Below are 16,861 nucleotides of genomic sequence, written 5' to 3' on the forward strand. Positions count from 1 at the left end.
TCCCGATGACGGATTTCCTTTCATATCAAGCAATGTCGTCGTGGACAATGCGGATGGAAGAAGATTCCAATGTACTAAATCTTTTGACTCATGCAGACGAACTCCCGGAAACCACTCAAACGTAGAGTTCGCAATGTAATATGTATCATCCACACGGATAATGGATGGATCTGCATTAAATCCCGGCAAAACCGGATTTTTAATCTGCAACATAACTGTATGCCTCCTTATTGTTAATATATCTCTATCATACAGGAAAATGTGGGATTTGCAATGGGAAAAAGAAGAAAAAGAAGATTTTATTCATCCTCTGCCTGAGCAAGCATGGAAGTAGCTGCCTGCTGCTCTCTTTCGAGAATCTTGTCATCTCATCTGCCATATCAGTATCACGGATACGGGATTCAGCGGACTGCAGGTTCTCAGATGTGTTGTTATCAACTTTGACAGTGTACTCAAGACGGTTCTGAATCAATGTCACTTACAGGTCATTTTTATACATGTTCTGATAAAATTTTATGCGGTCTTGGAAGAATGTATGCCGGTGGAGAAGAACTTACAGAAAATATTGATGATGTTGGAGGAGAAAAAGTCACTTTGGAGAAGGCTTATGGAATGGGCCTTCCCGAACTTTAAAATTAATAAGAAAGAATATACTGTTGATTCATCCCGATATGTCCGGTATCAAGACGTCACAGAACCGGAAAAGATTCTGCAACCGGATGATTTCGATTAATCTTCTCAAACTCCCTTCCTCCCAGGGTATTGTGGGTGAGAAGTCTTTTGTTGCTTCCCGCTGATGCATTTTTCCGGTATTGTCCAGGGGTACAGCCGTTATGCTGACGGAACTGTCTGCAGAAATGCTCTACATTATTATAACCACATTGCTCGGAAATGTCGCGGATGGAGTATTCGCTGTACTCTAATAAATCCTTTGCACGGCGCAGACGTCCTTCGATGACATTGTCCATGCAGGAGGAGCCAAATTTGCGGTGATAGAGAGTCTGAAGATGACTGGGACTTAAGTGAAGCTTCGCAGCCATCATGTTTATATTCCATGGAAGCTGAGGATTATTGTAGATCATCTTATGCAATGCAACCAGCTCATGCTCGTGAATACCCGGGGACTCATTCTGGATTCCTTCTCTTAATTTGGAGAACAGAACCCGAAGCAGGTGAGTAATGTTTGATTCGCTTTCAGAGGAGAAAAAGGCGGACTCCCAGGTTAGTAATTTAAAAAGCTGATGACAGTATTCCGGATCTGTTACGGGAAATGGGGTGTTTGTTAACGGAAACAGCTTCACGAAGGAGTGATCGGAACGAAAACGAATCCAGTCATTCCGGTATTCTTCACCGGCAGCACGGTAATAAATCCTGCTTCCTGGTGTATACAGAATAGCAGAATTGGCGGCTGTCCGCATTAGTCTTCCGTCTATGAGCAGCTCCGAGGGAGAGTCGAAAAGAAGCAGAAGATAGCCTGTAAAGCCATTCGGAACATCATATATAAAATCTGAGGGGTGAACGGCACTGTAGCCGACAAATTCAATTTCAGTCATCTGGAATCTCCGTTCTGATACATCAGAGGATATATCAATTTTCTTATAGTATAAATCATTGAAAACTTTAAATCAATGCGATAGTATCATATTAATATGGCAATCGTCATCAGAGAGCTGCGGATCGTGCAGCGGTCAGACATCTGATGCGTGACTGCATAGGAACATGATTTAGAAGAAGGAGATACATGCATGGTAAATTTTGGTGGGGCAACAGAGCATGACAGAAAAAAGATCGTGATTACAAAGGATTCAAAGGCCTTTTTTCACAATAATGTAGATTATTGTGTGGGAACCGGAAGAATGGGGCTTGCATTGACAGAAGAATATCAGGAGGAGCTGCGCTTGGTTCAAAAGGAAATCGGATTTAAGCATATCCGGGGACATGGATTATTCTGTGATGATATGGCAATCTTTCAGACCTATGAGGAGGATGGTAAGGTAAGGGTCGAGTACAACTATACTTATCTGGATAGAGTAATGGATGCCTATAAGAAGGTGGGGCTGAGACCTTTTCTTGAACTGGGTTTTATGCCTAAAAAGTTGGCAAATGGAAGCCAGACTATCTTTTACTGGCAGGGAAATACCACTCCTCCAAAAGATTATGATATATGGTGTAATATGGTGCGTTCATTGCTGCGGCATCTGATGGGACGCTATGGAGAAGAGGAAGTTATTCAATGGCCCATTGAAGTATGGAACGAGCCCAATCTTTGCGGCTTCTGGGAAAATGCGGATATGCAGGAATATTTTAAGCTGTTCCATAGAACCTTTGATGCCATAAAGGAAGTGAATCCGGGATTCCGTGTAGGAGGCCCTGCTGTTTGTGGAGGAACGGATGAGAAATGGATTCAGGCATTTATGGAATATTGCCATGAGAATCACATACCTGTGGATTTCGTAACCAGACATCATTACACCGTTGATCCGCCGGAATATATTGGACATTATGCATATTCTGAACTGATGAATGCAGAGGACGGCTTTGCCAATTTAAAAACAACCAGAGATATTATTGACAGTTTCCCGGAATATAAGGGTCTGCAGATTCATATCACGGAGTTCAACAGCTCCTATACTCCTCAGGGCGTCATTCATGACACAAACCTGAATGCGGCCTTTATAGCACAGCAGCTTTCCAGATTGGGAGATGTGAATGAATCCTATTCCTACTGGACATTTGGTGATGTGTTTGAAGAGCTGGGAGTTCCTTTTACACCATTCCACGGCGGCTTTGGACTGGTTGCCAATGGCTGTATTACCAAGCCGACCTTCTGGACATTTGCTTTTTACAAAAAGCTTGAGGAAAGTGAAGCCAATTGTGTATATAAGGATGACAATATTGTCGTTTTGAAACGTGCAAACGGTGATTATCTAGGTGTAGCCTGGAATATTGCCCGTAAAAGTACAGAACATGGTAAAGAAAAAATGCTGTTGGAGTTTACATTTCCGGCTGAACAGGAGGAGTACTGCTTCCTGACTAAGACGGTAGATGAGGAAACATGTAATCCCTTGAAGGTATGGCATGATATGGGAGAACCTGCCAATCTGAGTGAGGAACAGACGAAACTGATTCGGGAATCATCCAGACCTTTTGTAAAAACAGAGCGTAAAAAGCAGGAGGACGGAAATATCTGCGTAGAGCTTCCTGTAAACGAAAACGGTGTGGTTTATTTCGAACTGAATGCCGGAAAGGTGAATCCGGATCGAGGATATGACTATGATCGTGTGGTCAGCTTGAAGGCTTAAACTAGCACCCAGTAATTTGCTTTATGAAACAATGTACATGAATTAGGCTTGCAAAGGAGAATATCAAAGTGAAAAAACAAGCGTTTAACCCATATTTACCGTCCTGGGAGTATATTCCGGACGGAGAACCTTATGTTTTTGGCGATCGCGTATATGTTTACGGATCCCATGATTACTTTAACGGATATGTTTTCTGCATGGGAGACTATGTGTGCTGGTCAGCTCCGGTCGATGACCTGGGCAACTGGAGATATGAGGGTGTGATTTATCCGAAGACAGCCGATCCGCTGAACCCGGAAGGCAAAATGTGTCTGTATGCCCCGGATGTTACGGTGGGACCAGACGGAAGGTACTATCTTTATTACGTGTTGGACAAGGTTTCGGTAGTTTCAGTTGCTGTATGTGATACTCCGGCAGGAAAGTATGAATTTTATGGCTATGTTCATTATGAAGATGGCACACGTCTGGGCGAAAAGGAAGGTGATGAGCCCCAGTTTGACCCGGGGGTTCTGACGGAAGGAGATATGACATATATTTATACCGGAGCTTGCGGAAAAGGTGATAAATCCCGTACCGGAGCTATGGCTACGGTGTTGGGAGCAGATATGTTGACGATCAGGGAAGCTCCGGTGTTTGTGGTCCCCGGCTGTGAATATGGTGCCGGTACCGGATTTGAGGGACATGAGTTTTTTGAGGCATCTTCCATCCGTAAAGTAGGTGACACCTATTATTTTGTCTATTCATCCATATTAATGCACGAATTATGTTATGCCACCAGCAAGAATCCTACTAGGGACTTTGTCTATGGCGGAGTTATTGTCAGCAATTGTGATCTGCACATCGATACCTACAAGCCGGCAGATATGCCAACAGCTTACGGTGCCAATAATCACGGAAGTATTGTGCAGATCGGAGAGGACTGGTACATTTTTTATCACAGGCATACCAATAATACCTGGTACAGTAGACAGGGATGTGCTGAAAAGCTTCAGATTATGCCGGACGGCAGTATTCCACAGGTAAAAATTACCTCCTGCGGTTTAAATGGAGGTCCGCTTGAGGGTAAAGGCGAATACCCCGCTTATCTTGCATGTAATCTGTTTACCGATACCCCATCAGTTTATGTGGGCGAAGGGAATTTTCCACGAGTAATGCAGGACGGCAGGGATGGAGACGAAGAAGTTGGATATATTGCCAATATTACAGATTCAACTACTATCGGCTTCAAATATTTTGACTGCCATGATATTCGTGAAATCAGTATTTGGATCCGGGGCTATGCAGATGGCACTTTTGAAGTAAAGACAGCATGGGATGGAGAGGTACTGGCGACATTAGAGGTTCAATATACCAATGTCTGGGAAAAGTATACCGCACCGGTTACGATTCCGGATGGAATACAGGCGCTTTACCTGACCTATCGCGGTAACGGAAATGCTGCATTAAGATCATTTGAGTTATCATAATCTATGTTATTGCATGTGCTGTAGTAACTTATAAGTCATTGAGAGAGGTTGCCATGCCTCGCAAACATGCATAAATACTGAGTATGTGGAGTTTTGCTCATGGCTAATAGTAAAATTAGCGGAGGTAGGAATTATGCTGAGAACAGTACGGACAGAAAATGGATGGGTGAAAGGTATTGAAGCCGCAGACCCTAGGATAACTGCATTTAAGGGAATCCCTTTTGCGGCTCCTCCGGTAAGAGAAAACAGATGGAGAGCACCCCAGCCCTGTGAAGACTGGGATGGAGTTCGTGAATGCTATCGCTTTGCTCCGATTTCCATGCAGAGCGTCCCGGGAATCGGTGATAACGTGTATATCCGTGAGTGGCATGTGGATCCGGAAATTGCCATGGATGAGGACTGTCTGTATTTGAACGTATGGACAGGTGCTAAAGAAGTAACAGAAAAACAGCCGGTTTTGGTATGGTTTTTCGGAGGAGGACTCCAGTGTGGATATCCTGCCGAAATGGAATTTGACGGAGAGAGAATTGCACGTCGCGGTGTGGTTGTTGTAACGGTAAACTACCGGGTTAATGTTTTTGGATTTTTGGCACATCCTCAGCTGACAGAGGAGCAGCCTGACGCACCGACTAATTTTGGAAGTCTGGATCAGCAGGCAGCACTTCAATGGGTACAGAGAAATATTGCTTTCTTTGGTGGAGATCCGGGTAATGTGACCATTGCAGGACAGTCAGCCGGAGGCGGAAGTGTTATGAGCCAGATGGCATGTATGGATAATGAAGGCTTATTTCATCGTGCAGTAGTGATGAGTGCAATGATTCGCTCTCCTTATCAGGTTGGAGGAATCGGAGTGCCGGAGGAATTGTGGCATGCTGAGGAAAATGGACAGCATTTTCTTTCTTTCCTGGGTTGCTCAACTATTGAGCAGGCTCGTAAGCTGGATGCGGCTACGATTCGTGACAAGTATGAGGAATATACCAAAATATTTCCGGCTATGTTTACCGTATTGGATCACAAGTTCTGTGTAGGTGACCCAATGGTTCTTTTCATGGAAGGCAAGCATGTAAATGTTCCCGTTATGTCTGGAAATACTTCAGATGAATTTCCCAGTTATATAGAAGCTTCCTCAAAAGAAGATTTGAAAAAGAAAGCAGAAGAGATTTTCGGAAAGAATGCTGAGACCTTTTTGCGCTTTCCCGAGGCAATGCGGGAGGATTCTGATGGAAAGTATGCGAAGGTAAACGGAATTGAATGTACGATCAAGTGTCTTTTTTCAGATAAAAAAAGTGCAGGTGAAAAAAAGCCCTACTATTATTACAGGTTTGATCCAGATATTCCAGGATGGGATAATGCCGGAACCTTCCATTCTGTAGATTTATGGTTTTTCTTTGAAACACTGGCGAAATGCTGGAGACCCTTTGTTGGGCAGCATTACGATCTTTCCAGAATGATGTGCAATTACTGGGTGAATTTCATAAAAACAGGTGATCCAAACGGCAATGATGCGGACGGAAAACCAATGCCCTACTGGTATCCATATGAAAAAGAAAAGCCCTGTGAGATGATCTTCATGTCAGATAGACCGGTAGTGAACTGCGGATGGGTGACACCCTTTAAGGAATTTTTACAAGAACAGATCAAGAAAACCCTTTCGATAGGAAAGATTTTCCATAAAGAATGGCTGGAGCCGATATGGGAAGGTGAGTATTGCTTCCGGGAAACCTTTGCAGCAGTTGCTGATGAGAATGGATGCAGGGCTTCTTTCCTGTGGACTCCAAAAGAAGTTTTGTCCGTAGAAAGCTATGACCGGGAAACAGTATATGAAAAGGGGATCGATTACCTTGTAGAGGGAGATGAGCTGGTAATTCCTGAAGGGAGTCACATACCAGTAACCGGATGGGATACCTTCCTTTATCCGGACTTTGATACGGCAAAGAAGGCAGGAGAAACAAGCGAATTTGCAAAAGATTTCGGTCCGCTAGTGGCTACCAACGGAAAATTCTTAAACCTATGTGCCATAGGCAATCCGAAGCTTGTTACAGAGAAACAGATCGCCGTTACCTATAAGGCAACGAAGAAGGAGTTACTTTCCGCTCCGGAAAGTCAACTGGACAAACTGCCGAAGCTCTCTGCAAAGCTGGAAGTAGGAGAACCCGTTAAGATCGTTTTGTATGGGGACAGCGTGTGCTGTGGCTGTGACTGCAGCGGTATGTATGGACAGAAGCCGGGACAGCCTACCTGGGCAGAACTGCTGTTCCATCAGATGGAGGAAAAATGGCAGAGTCCAGTATGCTTCCACAACACATCGGTAGGAGGAATGGATTCCGAATGGGCAATCGAAAATTCATCACAGCGTGCAGCCAACTTCCATCCGGATCTGGTTATTCTTGGTTTTGGAATGAATGACCGTTGCGGTATGGAAGAATACAGAAATAAAACAGGCAGACTCATAGAGGCAATCCGGAAGGTTAGTCCGAAAACGGAATTTTTATTGATTGCGTCTACGCTTCCCAATGAACTGGCTGCTACGGAGCCACACCATTTCTGGGCACATCAGGATGAATACAGTGAAAGTCTGAAGGGCTTAGAAGGTATGGGAGTTGCTATAGCAGATATACAGGCAGTTCAAAAAGAAATCGGAAAGAGAAAACGATACATTGATATAACCGGAAACTGGTTAAATCACCCCAATGATTATCTTGCCAGAATTCTGGCACAGGTAGTGATCAAAACTCTTGGAATGTAAAAAAAGAGCCTACAATTGAACCGACCTCCAATAGTTAGATTTTTGGGTCTAACTTCTGGGGGGCGGTTCATCTATATGCTCTTTTTCTTTACTTGATCTCAGGAAAGATTTTTGCAACCTGATACAATTTTCTGTTCTACAATCTCCGTCATAATAAAAATGTTCTTCAAAACGTCAATAGTGATATTGTTGCAATCATCATTTACTGCTGCATAGCCAGTAGTAGACAAAGAAAGGAGTAAGGATAGTGCAAAGGACTAAAGAAAACATTTTTTCATAAGAAACCTCCTTGGACAAAAGCATCACTTATACTTCTCCAAAAAGATAGTGCCCCTTTGAAATCTCCTCCGTGTTTCAGCTTAACTATAATAACGATATAGCAGGCTGATTGAGCGAAAAGATAATGGAATGATAAAGGTGATTACCGGCATTCGTAGATGTGGCAAATCCTTTTTGCTGTTTACTATCTTTAAGAGATACTTACTGGAGAATGATGTTGATACTGATCATATTATTGAGATTGCATTGGATGGTATTGAAAATGAGGAACTAAGAGATCCTAAGGTGTGTTTCAAGTACATCAAAGATGCCATGAAAGACGATGATAAATATTATCTACTTCTAGATGAAGTGCAGTTTATGCCACGATTTGAGGAAGTGCTGAACAGCCTGCTCCGCATGAGCAATATTGATGTGTATGTCACCGGAAGCAACTCTAAGTTCTTATCCAGCGATATTGTAACCGAGTTCCGTGGCAGAGGTGATGAAATCAGAATCTATCCCCTCTCCTTTGCAGAGTTTTTTTCTGCTTATGACGGCGATTATGATGATGCCTGGGATGACTACATGATCTACGGAGGATTGCCACAGATCGTAAGTTTTCAGAGCGAACGACAGAAAGCGGACTATCTGAAGAACATCTTTGCAAATGTCTATCTGAAGGATGTTATCGAAAGAAATAAGATTCAGAACGTGGATGAGATTGGGATTCTGGTTGATGTGCTTGCATCTGCAATCGGCGCACCGACCAACCCTTCAAAGATTGCCAATACCTTTGCCCTTCATTACATAATGCAAAATATAATTGGACCTTGCGGCTGGCCCGTAGCTATGTAATGGCTTGCATTCTGCAAATCCGCAGAAACACAAATGAAAATCTTTAAACTTTGGTTTCAACAGTTGTAATACGTAAGAATCTTCCATAATCTGTATCCTCTCTTAATCCCTAAGATCACAAGCACTTTCCAGTCATGCTTACTTTTGCTGTTGCTCACTCAGCAATAGTTAGTTTAACCGTTTTCCTTATTCTATCGCAGTATCGTGTTATTCTTCCATCAGTTTTCAAACCAAGTATTAATATGAAAATAGATCATACGCTCTCTTTTTTTGCAATATTTTATTATCTTGCGAATTTATCATTGTAACGAATATGCATATCTTCCCAATCCATGAACAATACATAAAATACTTTCCCGTATTGCGGGTTCTCTACAATTCTTCCATGATCAAGAACAGAAAAATAAGTTCCGTCAGCTTTTCGAAGATGAAAGTGAATATAGTCATTTTCATTGCCGTTGTCAATCTGTTCCCAGATACTTGATTCTATCTGTTGCTGTTCATCTTCACGAATCAAGTTGCGAAAACTTTTCTCAGTAAGTCTGAACAGTTCATCTATATCTTTATATCCGGACATATGAAGAAATTCATCATTTGCAAAAAATAGTTCATCATCTTCTTTGTCAGCTCTGTATATGATGAATGCACCTGGAAGATGTTCAGAGATATCCTTGAATGCGAATCCAAGTTGTTTGCGGGCACCTGTCCGAATTCCTTCTCTGTAGACCATACATCCATTTTTTCCATGAAGTTTTATTTCATAAAGAGCGGCATCTGCGCAGCGCATGAGCTGTGAACGATTGGATGCAAATGTTGGATATTCTGCATATCCTAGAGAAATATAAAATGCATGTTCCTTACCATGGTATGAGAATGATTTAGGAAGTTTGGTGAATTTCTGCAGCTGTATAGCTGCTTCTGCAAAGGTACAATTTGGTAAAAGAATGCAGAATTCGTCACCACCATTTCTTCCAAGTAATGCATCGGATGGGAAAAAAGTCTTCATGCTGTCTGCAAGATTCTTTAGTGCCCTGTCTCCGTAATTATGTCCATAGATATCATTAATAAACTTGAAATCATCGATATCAAGGAGCGCAGCCACAAAATGTGCTTTTGGATTTTTTTGAATCATTTTTTCTGCAAATTCATCAAATCCATAGCGGTTATAAATATTTGTAAGAGAATCTGTGCGCGCCAGTATCTGAAACTTTTTCTTATGTTCATTTTCTACTAACCATATTCTGGTAAGAACTGACAGGAGAAGGCTTATTGTAAGAAACATTCCGATGATGATTATCAGTAGAGTGGCATTTCTCCATCCACTTTTAGGACTTACTTCAAATTTCCAGTTTTCATCTCCTATTGTAAATGTATAAGAAACAGGATGATTTGTTTGCCCATCTGATTGATAAACCACTTTATAAGTATCACTCCATGGAGCGTCTGTTTTTGAAATTTTGTATTCGTATCCAAAATTTGAAAGTGCACTGATTGAATCTGAAAAAATATCCGGAACACGCAGGATAACAATAGTAAATCCCCAGAAATACTCATGTCCGTTTTTATCTTTCAGGTATATGGGATTGCGGACTGCAATTCCATATCCTCCCTGTTTTAATTTGAAGGGACCCTGCGTAATGATTGTATGGTTGTCTCTGGCGTAACAGGAAATTTTTCCGCGGTCTTTATCATGAATCAAATCAATCTTACCTGCCTCATTTTCATTAGCCGGATAAATATCTGTAACAACACCATTAGGAGCGAGCTGTACACTTTCAATAGAATCAGACATAAGATTTCCTGCAATTGTTTCAAACTGATGGATTTCGCCATCTTCACTTATTAAGATTTGCTTCAAGGTATCTGTGATCTCAATTCCATTTGTAATTTCATTCTTTATTTGTTCGCCATAGGTGGCTACGTTTAATTGTGCTGTTATGTGTCTCTGCTCTTTTTCGTGGGTGTCTGTTTTGTATACAATCAAACTAACAAGGCATATGCCCAGTAAAAAAATGATAAGAGGCACAAGTGTTTTCTTTTTCACTTGGTTCACCTCATTTTGTCAATGGGAATTATTATAATAAAGCATTATATCACAGAAGTTGAAAAACAGAATAAGTTTTTTGAAAAAAACGAACTGTGCAAAATCTTTATACATTTATCTATTATAGAGCAGAAAACCCCATCCGACGAGTCGGTTGGGGATGAATGCTCATTTTTTCTTGTGATGAACGTATTTCCGTTTTTGTTTTTCGATTCCTTGTTGTTGAATGTATTGTTCTAATACTTCCAAATTTGCACCGCCAGTTGTCGATAAGAAGTAACTGTCACTCCAAAAAGAATCTTTCCATAATTGATTGTGAATTTGTTCCCAGAAGCGTTTTCGGACTTCCTTTGAAAGCTGAGTCTTTAAATTACAGATAATAACAGAAGGTGCAGCGGATGGCGGAAGTTCAAATAGGATATGGATGTGGTCTTCTTCACCATTAAATTCCAAAAGTTTTCCATGATAACGCTGTGAAATTAAGTAATCTGTGTGACTACGCATAAAAGCAAGGATTTCTGGTGTGATTACTTTTCTTCGATATTTAATGACGAAAACAGCGTAATAGGTCAGACAGCAGACCGAGTGAGCATTTCTGGTATAAGTTTTGTTTTCCATAAATTCTCCTTTCTAAAAATTAACCGACATTGTAAAATGGTTTGATTTGTGTTATAATTATACTATAAATCAAGGACTATTTCAATTATTGTTATGTTTTTAACCGACGAATTATTTTGAGAAAAGGAGTGTTTTCATGCAGTTAACCAGAACGATAAATGCAGATAAGCGGTATTATCTGGATGAGGATGAAATTCAGAACGTAGAGTCTTTGATTCAGACGATGGAACGATTCAATCATATCAAAATCAAGCCATGAAGTACGTTGAGGTGATGTTATAAAAACAATATCTACTCTGATATTAAATATATATCTAATAAAGAGAGGTGCATATGCTATGCCAAGTATACTCGTGGTTGAAGATGATGAAAATTTAAATCGTGGAATTACGTTCTCACTGAAAAAATCCGGATATGAGGTTTTTTCAGCAGAATCAGTGAAAAAAGCAAAAAGAATTGCAAGTGATAATAATGTGGATGTTACCATTTGTGATGTGAATCTTCCGGATGGGAATGGACTGGAATTTGTAAGGTGGATGAGATGCAATTATAATACATATATTATTTGTCTTACAGCACTAGATCAGGAGATGGATCAGGTTATGGGATATGAAGCAGGGGCAGATGATTATATTACAAAGCCATTTAGTCTTTCGGTACTTCTTTTGAAAATAGAAGCACATTTCCGTCGCAGACAGGAGAAAACGGAAACCGGAAAGATGATTTCGGGAGATATCGTATTTATCGCAGGAGAAATGAAAGTCCTGATAAAGAGTCGTGAAATCAGTCTGACAAAAACGGAGTTGAAAATGCTGACTTTTTTTCTTCAGAATCCGAAACAGATTCTTTCAAAAACACAAATATTGGAAAATGTGTTTGATCTGGAAGGGGATTTTGTGGATGAAAATACAATCGCTGTCAATATCAGAAGACTTCGTGAGAAAATTGAAGACAATCCGGCTACACCGGTCTATATAAAGAATATCAGAGGTCTTGGGTATATATGGAATCAGGAGGTAAGGCAGTGACAAAGAGATATCGCAAGAAGATCACAGTAGTACTCTCCCTGGTATTGCCTGTCATAGTATTGTTTGCAATATTAAATTGCTTTACCACGTATGTGTTTTATGAAGATTATAAATATAAAATGAATCTTATGACAGAGATTGCTGCAAAGGAAGAATTTTCCGGGCTGGATGCTGTTTCGGAATTGCTTAAGGATAAGGATATTGAAACCAACGAACAGGGAAAGCAATTATTGGAGCAATATGGATACTGGGGGAATAAAGGGAATGCATTTTATTCACAATTCCGGCATCAGGTTATGGTGACCGGTGCTGTAAGCACTGTGATATGCGTGTTTTTTTTAACTTTTTTACTTTATTGGAAGAAAAAAGAAGATGCGTGTCATCAGAAAATTTTAGACCAGTTGGAAGAAATTCTGATCAGATTCCGTGAAAATAAATTTGATGATTTACTGAAAACGGAAAATCATGCAGAACTGGAAAAATTGAATGACCAGCTTGAAGCAATCGGACATCATATTCAGTTGCTAAAGGAAGAAGCACGGACAGAAAAAGAAAGCACGAAAGAAATGGTTTCTGACATCTCACACCAGTTAAAGACACCGGTTGCAGCTTTGGATATATGTTTTAGTGTGCTGATGCAGAATGACTTAAGTGCCACAGAACAGGAGGAGTTTCGTATCCGTTGTCGGAGTGCTCTGGATGGACTGGAGACATTATTGCAGTCGCTTCTTGAAATATCCAAGATGGAAACTGGACTGATTCAGATGAATAAGAAAAAACTTCCGCTTATGGATACTGTCATATCTGCTGTGAACCGCACTTATCCTAAAGCGGATGAGAAAGAAATTGAATTCGTTTTTGACTATGAAAAAGAGCTGGAAACATGCACGATTATGCAGGATAAAAGGTGGCTTGGTGAAGCTGTGATCAACGTTCTGGATAATGCGGTCAAGTACAGTCCGTGTGGTTCAAAAATATTTATCCGGTTACAAAAAAGAAACGATCTTGTAAGAATGGAAATTGAAGATCAGGGAATTGGTATTCCGCAAAATGAGTATCACAAAATTTTTCAACGATTTTACAGAGGAAGTTCCAAGGAGGTCATGGAAAAGAGTGGTACAGGAATCGGACTTTTTCTATCGAGAGAAATTATCGAAAAACACGCAGGTACGATTACGGTAACCTCCGGCAAAAAGAAAAAAGGAAGCACGTTTGTGATTCAATTACCATATGTTAGTTAAATTTTAAATGAGCAGAAATCTTACAATTCTGTAAGACTTCTGCTCGTTTTTGAAAGTGAAATGAAAGATTGTCCTGATACAATTTGGATGTAGGATGAAAAGGAGGCAACACATGAGTGTAATATTAGAAACCAAGCAGCTTTGTAAGTTTTATGGCGCAGGTGAGAATCAGGTCAAAGCGGTCAATCAGGTGGACATTCAGATTGAGCAGGGAGAATTTGTCGCAATTGTTGGAAAATCAGGTTCCGGTAAAAGTACATTACTTCATATGCTTGGAGGGCTAGACACCCCGACAAAAGGCAGTGTTACTTTAGCAGGGAAAGATTTATACAGGATGAAGGAAGATGCCCTTGCTGTTTTCCGCAGAAGAAAAATCGGATTTGTTTTTCAGGCATTTAATCTGGTTTCATCTGTTAATGTCTGGGAAAATATTGTACTGCCACTGGGGCTGGATGGAAGAAAAGTGGATGAAGCGTATGTAAATGATATTATTGCAACTCTGGGAATTGAAAACCGGATTTATAATCTGCCAAATCAGTTATCCGGAGGACAGCAGCAGAGAATAGCAATTGCAAGAGCACTGGTGAATCGTCCGGAAATTATATTTGCAGATGAGCCGACAGGAAATCTTGATTCTAAGACCAGTGATGAGGTAATCGCTCTGCTTAAGATGACAGCAAAAAAATATGGACAGACAATTGTAATGATTACCCATGATGACGAAATTGCACAGGTCGCTGACCGTATTCTGGTGATTGAGGACGGACAGGTGGTGGATTTCAGATGAAGACAATAAGCAGGATTGCATATAGCAATGACAAAAGGACCAGGACAAGAAGTATACTGATCATGATGGCAATCTGTCTGACCACGATGCTGCTTGTTATCATCAGTACTGTGGGAAATGGAGTAATTCATTTACAGAAAAGTCAGGCGGCAGGATCATATGGAAGCAATTATGGTCTGTTTGTTTCCGCAGACGGATCGCAATTAAAAGAAGTAAACCTCCGTGCGGAAATAGATGCTACAGGCACTATGTGCACCGAAGGTATCATAAAAGGCAATGAAAAAGGCGGGTTTGTCTGCATGGATGAGACTGCAAGAAAAATGCTTCCTTATAATAAAGAATATGAGTTGAAGGAAGGAAAGTATCCGGAAAAAATGCAGGAAATTGCCGCAGGAAGAGCATTTTTTCGTGCAATGGGGTATGGTGATGTAAAGATCGGAGATACGGTTACACTGGATTACCGCGCAGGGATGCAGTCAGAATATAAGCCGGAAGAATTTGTTGTCAGCGGAATCCTATATGATCGGGATGAGTATACCATCGAGGCATCTTATGTTGCTTTCGGGTCACAGGAGTTTTATGATGAACACGTCGCAGAGAATGACAGACAGTATAATATTTATTTTACTTTAAATGATTCTGCAAATGTATCTATGAATAATATTGATTCGGTTATAAAGCAGATTGCAGCAGCTTGTGGGATCGAAGAAAAAAACGTTATAGTCAATGATCTCTATTTGCAATGGGTCTTGCAGCCGAGTTATGAAACGATTGCGGTATGCGGGGTTTTGATTCTTGCAATTGTACTTTTCTCTGTTGTGGTCATTTATAATATTTTTCAGGTCGGTATTGCCAACAAGATACAGGAGTATGGAAAAATCAAGGCTCTGGGAGCGACAAAAAAGCAGATGAAACAACTGATCTTCAGAGAGGGCATGTTTTTGACAATTTCTTCAATACCAGTTGGATTGCTTCTTGGTTTTCTGATTGCAAAATGCGGTTTTAACTGGCTGGTAGAACAGGGAAACCTTGTATCAACCGAAACTGGCTCTATGGGAGTCCAAAATCAGCAGGTGCCACTGTTTTCCCTGCCTGTTATGCTTCTATGTATTTTCGTATCATTTCTTACCGTTGTTTTGGCGCTGCGTAAACCAATGAAAATTGTTTCACGGATTTCGCCTATCGAAGCAACACGGTATTTAGAAAATGCTGAAACACACAAAAAAGGAAAACGAAATGGCAGAAAAAATGTCACCGTGTTTTCTATGGCAATGGCAAATGTAACGGGTAATCAAAAAAGAACCATTAGTACCATCCTCACAATGGGGCTTTCCTGCACATTGTTTGTGATTATCTCTAATTATGTGGGAAATATTGACACGGAGCATGAAGCACGTCTTTCCGTTAATCATGGACAATTTGAACTGCAGCTTGACTATTCTGCTGAATATGATGAAAGATATCCGGAGAATAATCTGGATACGATTCTGACGGATAATCCATTGAATGATTCGCTGATTGAAGAAATCAAAAGCATTCCGGGAGTGACAGATGTCATGACGAGAGAGATTGTTTCTGTAAATCTGAATGGAACAAGATTTCCGGGTGCTATTGTGAGTAAAAAGGATTTTGATTTTATGCGCCAAGACGGAGATATTGGCTCTATGGACTATGATCAGGCGGTAAAGAATGGTGATATTTTCTTTGGTTGGTCGACGTGGATGGAACAAGATGGATATGCTCCGGGTGAATCAATTGCATTTGACTTTGAGAATGGAAGTGGAACCTATACCTATCAGGGAAAGATTGCAGGATCCTTTGTAAGTGCGGAGACTTATCTTGTTATTCCGGAAGGTGTATACCGTTCCATGAATCCGAGAGGAACAGCCTATGGCTATCTGTGGGTGGACTGTGATAAAAAAGATGTGGCATCTGTGGAACAGAGTCTGAATACTTTGATTTCTAGTACTTCGCATATAAAAATGGATACCTATCATGCACAGTTACAATCTGCAGAATTAGCAGCCCGCATGATGAAGCTTGGCTGTTATCTGTTTATGGCAGTTGTAGGACTCATCGGTTTTATGAATATGGCAAACACCATGATCATGAATATTACGACAAAAAAGCAGGAATATGGTGTATTACAGGCTGTGGGTATGACGAATAAACAATTAAATTTATGCCTGCAGTTACAGGGACTGATTTTTACGGTTGGCACCATATGCGTAGCTTTGATCATCGGTCTGCCGCTCGGATATGCACTTTTTTCCTATGCAAAACATATGGGAATATTTGGAATGAATATCTACCATGTTCCAATCGTACCAATTTTTATTATGATTTTTTTGGTCGGTCTGTTGCAGATTGTACTTTCCTGCGTTTTAAGCAGTAATCTGAAAAAGGAAACGCTGGTTGAAAGAATAAGGTATCAGGGATAGCAAGTAACCAAGCTGTCACTCGGGCAATGAGTGGCGGCTTGGTTTGCGAGTATACGTCAAAAAAAGCTGCAA

General features: G+C 40.8%; 15 protein-coding genes and 1 pseudogene. 10 read left to right on the forward strand and 6 right to left on the reverse strand.

The window, feature by feature from the left end:
- Together ACYQ2D_RS09785 and ACYQ2D_RS09790 are read right to left on the reverse strand one after the other, a co-directional pair.
- The coding region (locus tag ACYQ2D_RS09785; protein ID WP_459785335.1) for a family 43 glycosylhydrolase at positions 1–213 on the reverse strand (213 nt) is incomplete at its 3' end.
- A gap of 34 nt (positions 214–247) precedes the next feature.
- On the reverse strand, positions 248–478 hold the full coding sequence (locus tag ACYQ2D_RS09790; RefSeq protein WP_334297844.1) for a flagellin: 231 nt from the start codon (positions 476–478) through the stop codon (positions 248–250).
- Here ACYQ2D_RS09790 and ACYQ2D_RS09795 point away from each other — a divergent pair.
- Entirely contained in the window at positions 472–633 is a 162-nt protein-coding gene (locus ACYQ2D_RS09795; RefSeq protein ID WP_117457051.1) for a TipAS antibiotic-recognition domain-containing protein, read from the forward strand. The genes ACYQ2D_RS09790 and ACYQ2D_RS09795 overlap by 7 nt on opposite strands.
- A gap of 56 nt (positions 634–689) precedes the next feature.
- Here ACYQ2D_RS09795 and ACYQ2D_RS09800 read toward each other — a convergent pair whose 3' ends face one another.
- A complete protein-coding gene (locus ACYQ2D_RS09800) occupies positions 690–1,553 on the reverse strand; it encodes a helix-turn-helix transcriptional regulator (protein ID WP_117457050.1) in 864 nt (287 codons plus the stop codon).
- A gap of 192 nt (positions 1,554–1,745) precedes the next feature.
- Here ACYQ2D_RS09800 and ACYQ2D_RS09805 point away from each other — a divergent pair, with 192 nt between their 5' ends.
- The 4 genes and pseudogenes from ACYQ2D_RS09805 to ACYQ2D_RS09820 form a co-directional block, all read left to right on the forward strand.
- Positions 1,746–3,302, forward strand: a complete 1,557-nt coding sequence (locus ACYQ2D_RS09805; protein ID WP_459785337.1) for a GH39 family glycosyl hydrolase — start codon at positions 1,746–1,748, stop codon at positions 3,300–3,302.
- A 68-nt stretch (positions 3,303–3,370) separates the two neighbouring features.
- Positions 3,371–4,768, forward strand: coding sequence for a family 43 glycosylhydrolase (locus tag ACYQ2D_RS09810; protein ID WP_187559291.1), 1,398 nt, complete (start codon positions 3,371–3,373; stop codon positions 4,766–4,768).
- Between the two features lie 133 nt (positions 4,769–4,901).
- Positions 4,902–7,514 carry a carboxylesterase family protein gene (locus tag ACYQ2D_RS09815; RefSeq protein ID WP_459785338.1) on the forward strand — a complete coding sequence of 871 codons (2,613 nt, stop codon included), beginning with the start codon at positions 4,902–4,904 and terminating at the stop codon, positions 7,512–7,514.
- 408 nt (positions 7,515–7,922) lie between these two features.
- Positions 7,923–8,573, forward strand: a pseudogene (locus ACYQ2D_RS09820) (ATP-binding protein); the annotation flags it as partial.
- Here ACYQ2D_RS09820 and ACYQ2D_RS09825 read toward each other — a convergent pair.
- The 3 genes from ACYQ2D_RS09825 to tnpA all read right to left on the reverse strand — a co-directional run bounded on the left by ACYQ2D_RS09825 (position 8,550) and on the right by tnpA (position 11,292).
- Entirely contained in the window at positions 8,550–8,717 is a 168-nt protein-coding gene (locus tag ACYQ2D_RS09825; protein WP_459785339.1) for an AraC family ligand binding domain-containing protein, read from the reverse strand. The pseudogene ACYQ2D_RS09820 and the gene ACYQ2D_RS09825 overlap by 24 nt on opposite strands.
- 196 nt (positions 8,718–8,913) lie before the next feature.
- On the reverse strand, positions 8,914–10,674 hold the full coding sequence (locus ACYQ2D_RS09830; protein WP_459785340.1) for a diguanylate cyclase domain-containing protein: 1,761 nt from the start codon (positions 10,672–10,674) through the stop codon (positions 8,914–8,916).
- A gap of 168 nt (positions 10,675–10,842) precedes the next feature.
- A complete protein-coding gene (gene tnpA, locus ACYQ2D_RS09835; RefSeq protein WP_118701188.1) occupies positions 10,843–11,292 on the reverse strand; it encodes an IS200/IS605 family transposase in 450 nt (149 codons plus the stop codon).
- Between the two features lie 136 nt (positions 11,293–11,428).
- Between tnpA and ACYQ2D_RS09840 the strand changes: the two genes are divergently transcribed.
- From ACYQ2D_RS09840 to ACYQ2D_RS09860, 5 genes are all read left to right on the forward strand, one after another.
- Complete coding sequence (locus ACYQ2D_RS09840; protein WP_459785342.1) at positions 11,429–11,551, forward strand: hypothetical protein; 123 nt, start codon at positions 11,429–11,431, stop codon at positions 11,549–11,551.
- 79 nt (positions 11,552–11,630) lie between these two features.
- The gene (locus ACYQ2D_RS09845; protein ID WP_459785343.1) at positions 11,631–12,320 is read left to right on the forward strand and encodes a response regulator transcription factor; all 690 of its coding nucleotides are present in this window, start codon (positions 11,631–11,633) and stop codon (positions 12,318–12,320) included.
- Positions 12,296–13,561: a sensor histidine kinase gene (locus ACYQ2D_RS09850; RefSeq protein ID WP_117457871.1), complete on the forward strand. Its 1,266-nt coding sequence runs from the start codon at positions 12,296–12,298 to the stop codon at positions 13,559–13,561. Before ACYQ2D_RS09845 ends, ACYQ2D_RS09850 begins: the two co-directional genes overlap by 25 nt.
- Positions 13,562–13,673: 112 nt before the next feature.
- Positions 13,674–14,348, forward strand: a complete 675-nt coding sequence (locus ACYQ2D_RS09855) for an ABC transporter ATP-binding protein (protein WP_459785344.1) — start codon at positions 13,674–13,676, stop codon at positions 14,346–14,348.
- The gene (locus ACYQ2D_RS09860; RefSeq protein WP_459785345.1) at positions 14,345–16,789 is read left to right on the forward strand and encodes an ABC transporter permease; all 2,445 of its coding nucleotides are present in this window, start codon (positions 14,345–14,347) and stop codon (positions 16,787–16,789) included. The genes ACYQ2D_RS09855 and ACYQ2D_RS09860 overlap by 4 nt, the downstream gene beginning before the upstream one ends.
- Positions 16,790–16,861: the final 72 nt, after the last annotated feature.

The organism is Blautia stercoris (assembly GCF_054657695.1).

Bases quoted from the DNA above. Each gene is read 5' to 3' on its own strand.
- ACYQ2D_RS09845 (WP_459785343.1), top strand. From the start codon at position 11,631: ATGCCAAGTATACTCGTGGTTGAAGATGATGAAAATTTAAATCGTGGA.
- ACYQ2D_RS09860 (WP_459785345.1), top strand. From the start codon at position 14,345: ATGAAGACAATAAGCAGGATTGCATATAGCAATGACAAAAGGACCAGG.
- ACYQ2D_RS09855 (WP_459785344.1), top strand. From the start codon at position 13,674: ATGAGTGTAATATTAGAAACCAAGCAGCTTTGTAAGTTTTATGGCGCA.
- ACYQ2D_RS09850 (WP_117457871.1), top strand. From the start codon at position 12,296: ATGGAATCAGGAGGTAAGGCAGTGACAAAGAGATATCGCAAGAAGATC.
- tnpA (WP_118701188.1), bottom strand. From the start codon at position 11,292: ATGGAAAACAAAACTTATACCAGAAATGCTCACTCGGTCTGCTGTCTG.
- ACYQ2D_RS09805 (WP_459785337.1), top strand. From the start codon at position 1,746: ATGGTAAATTTTGGTGGGGCAACAGAGCATGACAGAAAAAAGATCGTG.
- ACYQ2D_RS09795 (WP_117457051.1), top strand. From the start codon at position 472: ATGTCACTTACAGGTCATTTTTATACATGTTCTGATAAAATTTTATGC.
- ACYQ2D_RS09825 (WP_459785339.1), bottom strand. From the start codon at position 8,717: ATGGAAGATTCTTACGTATTACAACTGTTGAAACCAAAGTTTAAAGAT.
- ACYQ2D_RS09815 (WP_459785338.1), top strand. From the start codon at position 4,902: ATGCTGAGAACAGTACGGACAGAAAATGGATGGGTGAAAGGTATTGAA.
- ACYQ2D_RS09800 (WP_117457050.1), bottom strand. From the start codon at position 1,553: ATGACTGAAATTGAATTTGTCGGCTACAGTGCCGTTCACCCCTCAGAT.
- ACYQ2D_RS09840 (WP_459785342.1), top strand. From the start codon at position 11,429: ATGCAGTTAACCAGAACGATAAATGCAGATAAGCGGTATTATCTGGAT.